General features: G+C 43.9%; 15 protein-coding genes. All 15 read right to left on the reverse strand.

What is annotated here, in order from left to right; all coding sequences use genetic code 11:
* Positions 1-79 precede the first annotated feature (79 nt).
* On the reverse strand, positions 80-1,885 hold the full coding sequence (gene aspS / locus JWG45_RS08830) for an aspartate--tRNA ligase (protein ID WP_205279398.1): 1,806 nt from the start codon (positions 1,883-1,885) through the stop codon (positions 80-82).
* Between the two features lie 41 nt (positions 1,886-1,926).
* Positions 1,927-3,255: a replicative DNA helicase gene (gene dnaB, locus JWG45_RS08835; RefSeq protein ID WP_069606971.1), complete on the reverse strand. Its 1,329-nt coding sequence runs from the start codon at positions 3,253-3,255 to the stop codon at positions 1,927-1,929.
* 19 nt (positions 3,256-3,274) lie between these two features.
* Complete coding sequence (gene rplI, locus JWG45_RS08840) at positions 3,275-3,724, reverse strand: 50S ribosomal protein L9 (protein WP_118981950.1); 450 nt, start codon at positions 3,722-3,724, stop codon at positions 3,275-3,277.
* A gap of 9 nt (positions 3,725-3,733) precedes the next feature.
* Positions 3,734-4,048: a 30S ribosomal protein S18 gene (rpsR, locus tag JWG45_RS08845; RefSeq protein WP_205279399.1), complete on the reverse strand. Its 315-nt coding sequence runs from the start codon at positions 4,046-4,048 to the stop codon at positions 3,734-3,736.
* Positions 4,049-4,060: 12 nt separating this feature from the next.
* Positions 4,061-4,504: a single-stranded DNA-binding protein gene (locus JWG45_RS08850; RefSeq protein ID WP_069606968.1), complete on the reverse strand. Its 444-nt coding sequence runs from the start codon at positions 4,502-4,504 to the stop codon at positions 4,061-4,063.
* Entirely contained in the window at positions 4,497-4,772 is a 276-nt protein-coding gene (gene rpsF, locus JWG45_RS08855; protein WP_069606967.1) for a 30S ribosomal protein S6, read from the reverse strand. Before rpsF ends, JWG45_RS08850 begins: the two co-directional genes overlap by 8 nt.
* Positions 4,773-4,836: 64 nt before the next feature.
* The gene (locus JWG45_RS08860) at positions 4,837-6,039 is read right to left on the reverse strand and encodes a CapA family protein (protein WP_332476410.1); all 1,203 of its coding nucleotides are present in this window, start codon (positions 6,037-6,039) and stop codon (positions 4,837-4,839) included.
* Positions 6,040-6,143: 104 nt separating this feature from the next.
* Positions 6,144-6,431 carry a hypothetical protein gene (locus JWG45_RS08865; protein ID WP_205279400.1) on the reverse strand — a complete coding sequence of 96 codons (288 nt, stop codon included), beginning with the start codon at positions 6,429-6,431 and terminating at the stop codon, positions 6,144-6,146.
* Between the two features lie 113 nt (positions 6,432-6,544).
* Positions 6,545-7,141 carry a YdeI/OmpD-associated family protein gene (locus JWG45_RS08870; RefSeq protein ID WP_205279401.1) on the reverse strand — a complete coding sequence of 199 codons (597 nt, stop codon included), beginning with the start codon at positions 7,139-7,141 and terminating at the stop codon, positions 6,545-6,547.
* A 6-nt stretch (positions 7,142-7,147) separates the two neighbouring features.
* Entirely contained in the window at positions 7,148-7,582 is a 435-nt protein-coding gene (locus JWG45_RS08875; RefSeq protein ID WP_205279402.1) for a TA system VapC family ribonuclease toxin, read from the reverse strand.
* 2 nt (positions 7,583-7,584) lie between these two features.
* The gene (locus JWG45_RS08880) at positions 7,585-7,839 is read right to left on the reverse strand and encodes an antitoxin (protein ID WP_205279403.1); all 255 of its coding nucleotides are present in this window, start codon (positions 7,837-7,839) and stop codon (positions 7,585-7,587) included.
* 159 nt (positions 7,840-7,998) lie between these two features.
* The gene (locus tag JWG45_RS08885; protein WP_205279404.1) at positions 7,999-9,393 is read right to left on the reverse strand and encodes a DASS family sodium-coupled anion symporter; all 1,395 of its coding nucleotides are present in this window, start codon (positions 9,391-9,393) and stop codon (positions 7,999-8,001) included.
* 40 nt (positions 9,394-9,433) lie between these two features.
* Positions 9,434-10,291 (reverse strand): glycosyltransferase, encoded by an 858-nt coding sequence (locus JWG45_RS08890; RefSeq protein WP_205279405.1) that lies wholly within the window; start codon positions 10,289-10,291, stop codon positions 9,434-9,436.
* 21 nt (positions 10,292-10,312) lie between these two features.
* Positions 10,313-11,209 (reverse strand): glycosyltransferase family 2 protein, encoded by an 897-nt coding sequence (locus JWG45_RS08895; protein WP_205279406.1) that lies wholly within the window; start codon positions 11,207-11,209, stop codon positions 10,313-10,315.
* Position 11,210: 1 nt separating this feature from the next.
* Positions 11,211-12,179: a glycosyltransferase family 2 protein gene (locus JWG45_RS08900; RefSeq protein WP_205279407.1), complete on the reverse strand. Its 969-nt coding sequence runs from the start codon at positions 12,177-12,179 to the stop codon at positions 11,211-11,213.

Here is a 12,179-nt window from a genome sequence, read left to right on the forward strand (position 1 = left end):
TTCGTCGTTGATCCCGCAGATCTTCCGATAGAGGTCTTGGTTTTCAAAGTTGAACTGTTCTTTGCGCAAGGAAATAAGTTTATACCTTAACCAGTTTGATCTTCAATTCCTGGAGTTGTTTTTCTTCCACAGGAGAAGGGCATTCGCTCATCAAACAAAGTCCTTTTTGTGTTTTCGGGAAAGCAATGACGTCACGGATCGATTTTCCGCCGGTGAGAAGCATTAGAATCCGATCGACTCCGAACGCCAAACCGCCGTGAGGTGGAGCCCCGTATTCGAGGGCTTCGAGTAAAAATCCGAATTTTTCCTTCGCCTCTTCCTCTTCGATTCCGAGAACGCGAAACACTTGATTTTGAACGTCTCGAGAATGGATCCGGATCGAACCGCCTCCGATTTCGACGCCGTTCATCACGAGGTCGTAAGCCTTTGCGGTCGCGTTGCCCGCATTCTTCTGAAGCGTTTCCATAGATTCAAAATAGGGAATACTCTCATCCGAAGGAGAAGTAAACGGGTGATGCAATGCGTCCCAACGTTTGTGGTCCTTGTTCCATTCGAACATAGGAAAATCCACGATCCAAGTGATGTTGATATCCCCTTCTTTCGGAGTTTCAAATCTTTCCGAAAGTTTCAAACGAAGAGCGCCTAACGAATGATTGACGATATCGGATTCGTCGGCTCCGAAAAAAAGCATGTCCCCTTCTTTCGAACCGCAGGCTTTGGAAATCGCTTCCAATTCTTCCTTTTTAAAACGTTTTGTGATCGTAGACTCCAAACCTTCCGCGCCGTGTTTCATGTAGGCGAGGCCTTTGGCTTTGTAGTCTCGGTTCAACCACGCGGTGTAGTCTTCGATTTCTTTTCTGGAGATCGTAGAACCACCCGGAACACAAACGACCTTTACGGTCCCTCCGCCTTTTACGGCTCCGGAGAATACGTTGAAGTCGCAGTCCTTTACGATCTCGGAAACGTTTACGAGCTTCATACCAAAACGAAGATCCGGCTTATCGGAACCGTATTCTTCCATCGCGGTTTTGTAAGTCATTCTTGGAAAAGGAGTCGAAAGCTGAATATTAAAAACTTCTTTATAAACGTTCGAGATCAGACCTTCCATCTCCGCGAGAATTTCTTCCTGACTCACGAAGGAGAATTCCATGTCGAGCTGAGTGAACTCGGGTTGTCTATCGGCGCGCAAGTCTTCGTCTCGAAAACATTTTACGATCTGAAAGTAACGTTCCATTCCGCCGACCATCAGGATCTGTTTGAAGATCTGAGGAGACTGAGGAAGCGCATAGAACTGATTCGGATTGAGACGGGAAGGAACAAGAAAGTCTCTCGCTCCTTCCGGAGTGGATTTGTTTAGGATCGGAGTTTCGATTTCGACAAACTTGCGTTTGTTGAGATAATTACGAATTGCGAATACGAACTCGTGACGTTTGAGCATACGATTCTTCAATTCTTCCCTTCGGAAATCGAGATATCTGTATTTGAGTCTGAGTTCTTCGGAGATATCGTCAAATTCATCCAAGGAGAATGGAGGAGTTTTGGCTGCATTCAAAATCGATAATTTATCCAAAACGACTTCGATCGTTCCGGTAGGCATTCTCGGATTGATGGATTCTGCGTCCCTTTTTTTGAGAGTTCCTTCCACCGCGATCACGTATTCGGAACGAACCTTTTCCGCAAGGGTGAAGGCGTCTCCTAAGAGTTCTTTGCGAGCTACAACTTGAATGATCCCGGTTCTGTCCCGAAGATCGATGAAGATCACCCCGCCCTGATCGCGGAATCGAAACGACCAGCCGTAGAGAACGATTTTTTTACCTTCCAGAGACTCGTTCAATTCTCCCGCCCAAGAGCGTTTGTTATAATTTTCCTGAATCCAGTGTTCCAATGATTTCTATTTCCTGTTGTATTGATCGAATGAGATAAGAACTAATCTATATTATCAAATCTGCTAAGCTCGGGCCGGAAGGCAAGATGAAAAGAACCGATAGGCCCCGAACGATTCTTTGCGATGATGATCTCGGCCTTTCCCCGCATCTCGGGAGTGATCTCGTCGTCGGCCTTTACCTTCTCTTCTCGGTAGATAAAGGAGACGATGTCGGCATCCTGCTCGATCGCGCCCGACTCCCGTAAGTCGGAAAGTTGCGGTTTTTGATCCTTGGACCTCTGCTCCACAGCCCGAGACATCTGAGAAAGCGCGATGATCGGACATCTCGCTTCTTTCGCCATCTGCTTGAGGGAACGAGAAATCGAGGATACCTCTTGTTGACGACCTCCGTCCTTACTTTTGGGATCGCTCATGAGCTGGAGATAATCCACGACGATCAGACCGATTTTTTCGGTGGTCAGAAGTTTCCGCACTCGACCTTTAAAGTCGTCGATGGTCAAACCGCCCGAGTCGTCGATATAGATCGGCGCCGAGGTGACACGAACGATCGATTCCAAAAGTTTGGGAGCGTCAGCCCGAGTGAGTTCGGATTTTTTGAGCTTCATGGATTCCACTTGAGAATCCGCGCAGACCATTTTGAGAAGGAGTTCGATCCGGCTCATCTCCAAAGAAAAGATGACCACGGGCTGATTGTAAACGAGAGCCACGTTAGACGCGATGTTCAGGGCGAACGTAGTTTTACCGTTACCGGGACGAGCCGCGAGAATCATAAGCTCGTGTTCTTTTAAGCCGGAGGTCGCCTCGTCTAACTTCGTAAAGTTGGTTCGAAGACCGGTGATCTGTCCCCGATTCTTCATGATTTCCATGATGTAATCGGAAAGAGCTACCTTGTCCGAAGACACGGGCAACAAACCCTTGGCGTCTATACTTCTGGAAATTTCGGTGAGATTTTTTTCTACCGTATTGAAAACGGATTCGTTGTCTCCGGGTTCTTTTCGAATGAGTTCGAGAGAATCCTGGAGAATCTTCGCATACATTCTCCGCTCCGAGAATCGTTTGATCCGAGTCGCGTAGTATGGAAGCGGTTGTGTAACCACCGTATCCCGATAGAGGGAATAGATATAATTGAATTCTTTTTCTTCGTCTTTGAGAAGTGAATTTTCTTTGAGAAAGTTGAGGACCGAAACGGGATCGATCGTGATTCTTTTATCAACGAGATCCGTAATCGCCCGGTAGACTCGTCTGTGAAGATCCACATAAAAGTCTTCCGGAGCAACGGGAACATCGATGAGGTTGTCCGCTCCTTTGAGAAGAAGGAATCCTAAGAAGGCTCTTTCGGATTCCGGTTCGTATAAAGAGTCGGACTGCATCGTCCCTTTTAAAGAAGGATTACTCTTCTTCTTTTTTTACGTGAAGCGTAATGACAGGCTGGATTCCTTCTGCAAGGCGAATTTTGATCTTGTAAGATCCCAGACTGCGGATAGGCTCCGCGATCTCGATTTTTCTCTTATCGAGTTCGATTCCATCTTTTTTCAAAAGGGAAGCTACGTCCATAGGAGTCACCGCTCCGAAGAGTTTATCCCCGCCGCCGGTTTTGACTACGATTTCGTATTCCTTGCCGTTGACATTGGAGGAAAAACCTTCCATCGCTTTTTTGCGTTTTTCACGTTTGAGCTCGCCCAGTTTCTTTTGGTGAAGAGCCGCTTTTGTGTTTCCTTCGTTCGCGCGAACCGCGAGTTTTTTAGGGAAAAGGAAATTTCTTGCGTAACCGTCCGCAACTTCTTTCAGGTCGCCTGCGTCCCCGAGATTGATAACGTCTTTTTGTAAGATCACTCTCATGTTGGTACCTCAGTTAACCTTGTAAGGAAGAAGACCGATGCTTCTTGCTTTGCGGATTTCACGGGCGAGAACTCTTTGGTAACGAGCGCTGGTTCCTGTGATTCTTCTCGGAATGATTTTACCACGGTTCGTGATAAATCTTTCTAAGAGTTCAATATTCTTATAATTGATTTGTTTTGCAAGTTCCGGGTCCGCAGTAAAACGGCAAACCTTCTTCTTGTATTTATTCTGTTTTCTCTGTGGCTTTCCTTCCATTTCACCGGAAGATTCGCTACTGTGTTCCGATCTTTCAGATCGTTCTTCTTTTACTTCATTCTCACTCATAAGTGTTCCTCATTAAAACGGTATGTCGTCGTCACCATCCGGTGCAGGGCTGTAGTATTCCGGAGAGGATGGATAAGAATTTCCTCCGGAAGAAGAGGATGATTCCCTTGGAGAGGAAGAAGAATCGTCTCTCGAACCTAGTAGTTGGAAATTCTCCACTACGATCCGGATACGAGACGCTTTTTTTCCTTCGGGAGTTTCCCAAGTGTCCTGCTTCAGTCGTCCTTCAATCGCTATCTGTTTGCCTTTTTTGCAATACTGTTGAATGATATCAGCCGGTTTTCCCCAGACTTCACAATCGAAGAAATGAGACTCTTCTCTCTTCTCACCGTTAGACACATAGGTCCGGCCGTTGGCCAGTGAGAAGTTTACAAGAGAAGTCCCGTTGATCGATTTGAACTCAGGGTCCCGCGTTAGGCGGCCGACCAGAGTCACTCTATTGATATCATTAGCCATTGAGGCGGACAACCATGGAACGAAGAATGTTCTGGTTGATTAGAAAATCCTTTTCCACTTTTGCGATCGCTTCCGGAGAAGCGCTACACTTGTAGTGATGGAAGATGCCCTGCTCTTCGTGTTTGATCGGATGCCAGAGTTTTCTTTGGCCCCAATCTTCGTCGGAAGTGATGCTAACGGAATGCTTACCTAAGGTTTCTTGAACCTCAGTTTTTGCAACTTCCCGAGAGCTCACACGTGTGATGGTGGTGAGTTCGTAGTTTCTCAATTGTTTCCCCTATGGTTAAAGCCCGCCTGCGGAACGCGACGAGCAGAAGAACCGATAATTTATCCTATTTTTTGCGTTTAGAGCCCGGGGTCAAGGGGGAATTCGGTCGAAGGTCGAGAAATGCTCTTTCTTCTTCCACGCGGAGTTCCGTCCCAAGTTCCCCGGAGAGAACCGCGATCTCTTGGAGGAACTCCCTCGCCTCTTTTCCGAGGACCGGTCGGATCTTATGATCTTCCTTTTGGAATTTCCCGAAAATCGGGACGAGTTCGACCATTTCCAAAACATTCTTTCGGATATGAAGAATCGCGATCAGATTGTGGTTTAGGTAAGAGTTCCTACTTCCAAAAATGAGATTGCCCAGAGAATAGAGAATCACCCCTCCTCTGTAGACCTCGATCCCTTGTGGAATATGAGGATGGTGACCAATCACGACCTTCACCCCCGAATCGATGAGCGCGTGGGCGATCTTTCTTTGATCCTCGGTCGGAAAAGGAGAATATTCCACTCCCCAGTGAAGAGAAACGATTCTAACGGGAGGGGCGGCATTCGACCTTGTTGCCCTTCTTTCAAAAAAGGAGGCTTGGAGAGAAGGAAGTAAAAAGGGAGCGACCCCGGCCTTAACGGCGGTTGCATAGTGCGCGGACTCAGCGATCGCAGTGACGGAATGGATTCTAAGATCGGTTCCTTTTAGACTCAGGCTCAAGGGCCCGAAAACTTCGGGCATTTTTTTTCCGGCGCCGACGTTTAGAATATTATTTTTCTTTAATATAGATAAGGTTTCAACCATACCCTTCGGCCCGTGATCGAAGGAATGATTGTTTCCCAAGAAGACGAGATCCACACCCAAAAACTTGAGGGATTCCATATCTCTTTCATGGGCCGTAAAGATATAAGCTTTTTTGGATTCTTCGGTTTTGGAAGCGACCACCGGAGTTTCCAGATTGACCATTCTGAAATCCGCTTCTCCGAACAAAGTCTTTAGACCTTCCACCGGAGCGATCTCCCCGTGTTTCTGAATCGTATCTCGAATTCCCCAATTGAACATAACGTCTCCGCCCGCGAGAACCTTGAGAAGTTCCGGATCTCGGTTGTGCTCCGGATGCAAAACGGAATCGAGTTTGTCTTGGAGAATAGAGAGCGCGGAAGGAGATTCCGGAGTTTCTTCTTTTGAGATGGAGTCCATTGTCTCCGGAAGAAGACAGGAAAAGAAAAACAAAAAGAGGGAGGAAATAAAAAGTTTTCGGATCTGAAAAATGAAAAAAGACACTGAATGTAAATTATTCCTTTTGCCCGAGTTTGGAAAGATCTTTTTTTAAGAATCGAAATGAGATGAGATGGAAATCCAAAAAGTTTTTTTAAGAGAAGAATTTTTTAAAAGAAACATCCTTTCGATGAAAAAACCGACTCTTTGGAATACGTCCTAACCCCAAGGGCTCTCAAAAACGAAACCGAGACCGCTTTTGATTTTAAGTTTTTGCTTAAAAACAAAGACAATTCGAGTCCAATCGCACCCCTTTCCAAACCGCCGACTTCAAATCGTATCTCAAAAGCCGAGGTTTTCGTGTTAGAAATCGGCCTTTTGAATCGAACCGTAAAAAGAATTCCCAAAGAACGAATTAATCGCAATTCGACGATTGGAACCCAAAGATCCGTTTTCAAAAAACGTTTTCTCTGAGATCTTTGTAAAAAAAATAGCTACAAAACAAAAAAGGATGATTCAAATTTTGCGATATCTCTATCGAATTTTTCCGAAGTGAATCCCGGAAATAGATTTATTTTTTCGAAGGATTGAGAATCGTCTTTTTCCGATTCCACATTTCGATCCACTCCCCAATCTTCTTTATTCTTGTTTCCTCTTTTTTCGAATGATGAAGCCGAAACAAAATCGCATACCGATTCGCCGAATCTAAACTTTCAAAAAAATTCTTCGCAACCGGATTTTGTTTGAGGAGATTTTCAAAATCCTTCGGAACCTCGATCTTACTCTGAGAATCGTAGGCTGCATCCCAGCGGCCGTCTTTCTTTGCAGCTTCGATTGCTTTGAGCCCGGCCGGCTTCATTTTCCCGTCTTTTATCAGAACTTTCGTTTTCTCTCGATTGATCTTGGACCAAATACTTTTCGGACCTCGAATACTGAACTTCTGCAACCAAAAAGAATCGTCGAATTTTTGCTTTTGACTATCGATCCAACCGTAACAAAGCGCGACGTCCAGAGCATCCGCATAACACAAAGAAATAATTTTAGATTCTTTCTTTGCGAGTTTGATCCAGATTGGAGTTGCGTCGGAATGATTTTTCTTCAACCATCGCTCCCATTCTTTCGGATCCTTAAAAAATAAAACGGGTAAATCCTTAAAATATTCTTTCATCGAATATTAAGCGACAATGAGTTCGAGATGATCCTTTCCGCTTTCAACGGCGCGAAACGGAATCTTAGAATCGAAGGTGGCGAACTTCAATTTATGATGAACGCTCAAAGCCAAAAGATAAACGTCCGTTAGTTGTTTCGAACTTACGAATCCGAATTTCAAAAACAAAGAAGGAGAATTGATGGAGATATTATCGGGAACAAACTTATGGCCTTTTACTTTTAAAAGAGAATGAAGAATTTCAGAAACCACTTCGACTCCTCCCGGACTCCCAGGATAAGACGTGTTGCTCAGAATTCTTACAAGCGCGTTCTGAGTAATGGGACAAGTAGCCCAACCCCTTCTCGACTTTTGATCAAACCAACTCCAAGCCGTCTCGTGAAAGGTATGATTTGCATCGCTGAGAGCGATCAAAACGTTCACGCCCAAAAGATAAGCCACTGCTAACCTTCCTCCTCTTTGAGTCGGTTGATCAATTCGTTTGTGACCTTAAGCCCTTTTTGTTTTGGAAGTACCGGCCATCCATATCGATTGGATTCAAATTTTTCCGCAGCCTTGATTCTGGCGTATTCTTCTTCCATTTTCAAGTTGTGTTCCAATGCGGTAATGATTAAGACCCTCATCGAAACGCCTCGTTCCGCGGCCTTGATTTTGGCCTGTTTATAGAGAGTGTCAGGGATTTCCAAGGTAGTTTTCACATATTTATGGTGCCATAAATATGGTTTTCCACAAGTAAAATTTTATCGAATATACTAAAAATTTATTTTGAAATTAAAATCAAAGAGTCAAGACGGGTGAAGAGGAATGCGACGGACGTCGCGATTGGTGAGAGAAACTTTAACGAGGAAATAGATACATTAGAGAAATATAAAATAACCGATCAAAGTCAAGAGCAAACCGAAAAGCCCTACCGGCAATCCAGCCTTGATCATATCTCTGATTTCAAAACCTCCGACTGCGTAGGCGATCGCATTGGGAGGAGTGCTTACAGGAAGCGACATCGCAAGAGAAGCCGACAACGCGATTCCGAGACAGACCTCCAAAAGATAAGCCTGTGATCCCGGAAGTATGATGACGGAAAGTGGGAACGCAAACGGAACCAAAAGATTGGTCGCGGCCGTATTCGACATAAAAGTACTCAGTAGAAGAGAAAGAATACAAAGAAGAAACAATGCGCTGACCGCATATTCCGGTTTTGTAATGGGCTTAAGAATTTCTGAAAACCAAAAACTCATCCCGCTCTGTTGCAAACCCACGCCGATCGCGATCCCACCTGCGATCAGAAGAAGAACTGACCAATCCAAAGAGTTGATATCCTTCTCGTTTAAAATTCCCAGGGCGGGAAAAAGAATCAAGGGTAAGAGCGCCACAACACCGGCGGGAATCCCGTGTATATTTTCGGTAAACCAAAGAATCACGGTTCCCAAAAAAACAATCGCCGTAACTCGAAATGAAAACGTAGCGGTTCCTCCATCCGGTTCCGGAAACTCGACCGCTAGTTCCAAGGCCCCGTTCTCCGGAAAAAGTTTCAAAAGTAGAAACCACGCAAAAAGAATGAGAATGACGACTAATGGAACTGCAAAAAGCATCCAAACGCCAAAGGAAACGGAAATTCCTTGCTGTTTCAAAAGACTCATCGCGATGATATTCGGCGGTGAACCGATCGGAGTTCCCACTCCTCCTATATTCGCGGCGAAAGGAATTCCTAAAAGAAGCGCCTTACGAAACGGTTCCTTTTCCGGTAAAACCTGAAAGAGAGGAAACGACAGTGCAATCATCATCGACGTAGTAGCGGTGTTACTCATCCACATCGAAATAAAACCGGTAGTAAACATAAAACCGAGAAGAACCTGATCGCTCTTCGTTCCGAACTTTCCGATCACACGGTTGGCAAGAAAACGATCCAACCCGGTTTTTACGCAGGCCTTAGCGAGTACAAAACCTCCCAAAAAAAGAATGATCGAAGAATCCGCAATCGCGGACAAAAAAACGGAAGGCAGCGGATTCTTAGCTTGAGGAAGTTTGAAAAGCAGAAGGTCGAGCGGATTTGCAAAGAAGATGATTTCTAAAAAAAGAATTAAGATGGAAGTCGCGTATCCTGGAATCGGCTCAGTGACCCAAAAAAGAGCCGCAAGAGTAAAGATGCTGATCATCACGGAAACCGAAAACGGAATCCCGAGCGATATCTGAACAAAAAACAAAAAACCTAAACAGACGAGCATCAAAAGAATCGATACAGGTTTTTGTTTCATAAATGTTTCCTCGGGAATTCAAAAAAGATTTCGAATTCGTTCAAAGCCATTTCCAACCGAACTTCTGAAAAAAACGGAACGCAGAAGTTACAAAAAGTCGAATATGCAGAAAACCTTTTTTAGAAGAGTTCCCTCCTTTGTGATAAATCCTCACGTCCGGAAAATAATCTTTTCGATTCAAACGCATGGATAAATCGAAATCTTCGAAATATAAAAAAAACGATTCGTCAAAACCGTTGATTTTTTGAAGAGAATCCGTTTTTGCAAAGATAAAACAACCGCTCACCAACGGAACCGAACGTTGAGTCAAGCTCCAATCCTTTTCTTTCAGATCATAAGAGTCCAAACTATCAGAAAAAATTCTCCTTAAAAAACCGGGGGCGAACGATCGCAAAAATAAAACAAAGACGGTCGGATACGACTTCACTAAAAATTGCAGTTCTTTAAAGTTCGGCGCTTTTCTAAAACTTTCCCAATCCAAAACCGCAGGAACCACCGCGTCGCAGCCTGGATTTTCATTCAAATAACGAACACAAAGTTCGATCGTTTCGGGAATCATCTTGATGTCCGGATTCAAAACAAGATGGAACTTCGTTTTCGATTCTAAGATGGAACGATTGTTAGCCGCTCCATAACCCGGGTTTTCCGGAAAATGAAGATATCGACAATTGAGTTTTGTTTTTTGGAGTTCGGCTTTAGAGCGAAGCAATTCTAAAATATTGACGGCGCCTTCCACGCGCTGCGGAGAATTGTCTATGAGATCCAGATGGAATTCTAATCTTTCGGATCCTTTGGAAGTCTGAAAAAAAAACGACTCCAGGAGAGTATCCAAAGATTCCCTCAAGACGTCCAAGTTCGGTTTATAGATTACGATGGAAACGGTAAGTCCGGAAATCAAAATGGGATCCTTGTTCAGATTCTAATTCCTTGAAACGAGTTTTTTAAAAAAGGCGGATTCTTTGCCGGTGATTCCGTCAAAGATTCCCCGAAAAATATGGCGATACGTTTGTAAGATAGAGTCGGATAAAAAAGGGAGAATCCAAAAACGAAGACCCGTTTTAAAAAGCACCTCCAATTTAAAGCGAAATGGAATATGCGACATCTTACAGATGAGAAGACCGTTTCGAAACAAAAAATACCAACGAAAGGGAGAATGGATCGAAATAGAAAATAAACCTAAGATTTTTCTGGACTGATTCCCGATCGAATGTTTCATCCTTGCATCGCATACTACGCAGTGAACATAACCTTTGTGAGCCGCTCGAAAGCACCATTCGTAATCCAGGTAATCGATAAAAAAATCTTCATTGATGAGCCCTACGTCTTCCAAGACTCTGAGCGGATAAAAACTCCCCGAAGTAATGAGAAACGAATTTTCTAAAAGGCCTTTTCCATTCTCAATTCCATAAATATTACGATTTTTGATTGTATCAAAGATATTCGGTCCATAGGATCCAATTTTTTTTCCACGGATCGTTTGATTCTCATCCCTACTTACGATTTGTAGAAACGTTTCGATCGCTTGGATTTCTAGAAGGCTATCCTGATCAAAGAGCCAAACGTGCGAATAAGAATTCTTCTTTGCGTATTCAATTCCTCTGTTGAGAGCGTATCCAAGCCCAAGATTGTTTTTGTTTTCAATCAAAAGATTCGGCTTTTGAATTTGCGAGCGAATCTTCTCGATATTTTTCGAATGATTGTCTACGACGAGAACAGGAACGTTCTTTGCGTTTAAATTTTGAATATTCTCAAGAGTGGATGGAAGTTCCGGATTAAAAGTTACGATGATTGCAATCGGAGAAAACGATTTTTGCATATTATTTTTTGCGGAAAGGAGCCAACGGGCCTCGACTCATCCAACGAAGAAGTTTACTCGACTTAACGATTCGATTCTTATGAAAACGAATTCGTTTTGCGATGAGCCCGGGAAGATATCGTAAAAAAGCGAAAGGAACGAGTAGAATCTTAGGACTCGTAAACAAGGAATGAAAGAAAATACTGATCGAGAAAAAAAGGAAATGATGAAACGCAAATCGAAACGCGAACCATAAGGGCATGTTCTTCCAATAGACGATCAAAGCATTTCGTAAACCGTAATACAAGGAAAAAGAACTTCTTTCCTTTGTGGATCCGAATCCGTGATGAAAGACTTTTATATTCGGCGTAAAAAGAACTCTCTCACCGATAAGTCTCGCCCTAAAACTTAGGTCCACATCTTCCATATAACAAAAAAAATCGGAATCAAATCCTCCGAGTTTTTCCCAGAGATCCGTTTTGATTGCCATCGCTCCGCCGCATGCGGAAAAGATTTCTTCTTCCGTTAAATATTCTTTCGAAAGTTTTTGTTTATAACCCCTTCTCCAAGCGGCGCCAGAAACGTGATAGACGTCCCCCGCTCCGTCGACGATCTCACCTTGGTTTTCTTTTAACATCAAAAAGGAAAAAATAGAATATTCATTCCCTCTCGATTCCAAAGTGGTTTCGCACTGTTTGAAAAAATCGGAGTTCAATCTCGCGTCCGGGTTGATGAGAAGAATCCAATCCGATTTCGGAGCAATCTTACTCGCTTCGTTATTTCCTCCCGCAAATCCGAGGTTACGATGGTGTATATGAACGATCCTTTGTTTCTTTTTTGCAATGCCCGAAAGAACTTGTGCGGTATTATCCCGGGAGTGGTTGTCCCAGATCACCCAGTTCCAATTGGGAGGAAGTTGCATGGACTGATCCAGAGCTTCGATATACCTTTCGGAATTGTAAGTGATCGTTAGAATATTATAAGAGGTCAT

It is taken from the genome of Leptospira ainlahdjerensis, assembly GCF_016919175.1.
GTDB lineage: Bacteria > Spirochaetota > Leptospiria > Leptospirales > Leptospiraceae > Leptospira > Leptospira ainlahdjerensis.

Excerpts from the sequence above, each read along its gene's own strand:
- JWG45_RS08885 (WP_205279404.1), bottom strand. The coding sequence starts at position 9,393 with ATGAAACAAAAACCTGTATCGATTCTTTTGATGCTCGTCTGTTTAGGT.
- JWG45_RS08850 (WP_069606968.1), bottom strand. The coding sequence starts at position 4,504 with ATGGCTAATGATATCAATAGAGTGACTCTGGTCGGCCGCCTAACGCGG.
- JWG45_RS08895 (WP_205279406.1), bottom strand. The coding sequence starts at position 11,209 with ATGCAAAAATCGTTTTCTCCGATTGCAATCATCGTAACTTTTAATCCG.
- JWG45_RS08900 (WP_205279407.1), bottom strand. The coding sequence starts at position 12,179 with ATGACCTCTTATAATATTCTAACGATCACTTACAATTCCGAAAGGTAT.
- dnaB (WP_069606971.1), bottom strand. The coding sequence starts at position 3,255 with ATGCAGTCCGACTCTTTATACGAACCGGAATCCGAAAGAGCCTTCTTA.
- JWG45_RS08870 (WP_205279401.1), bottom strand. The coding sequence starts at position 7,141 with ATGAAAGAATATTTTAAGGATTTACCCGTTTTATTTTTTAAGGATCCG.
- rpsR (WP_205279399.1), bottom strand. The coding sequence starts at position 4,048 with ATGAGTGAGAATGAAGTAAAAGAAGAACGATCTGAAAGATCGGAACAC.
- rplI (WP_118981950.1), bottom strand. The coding sequence starts at position 3,724 with ATGAGAGTGATCTTACAAAAAGACGTTATCAATCTCGGGGACGCAGGC.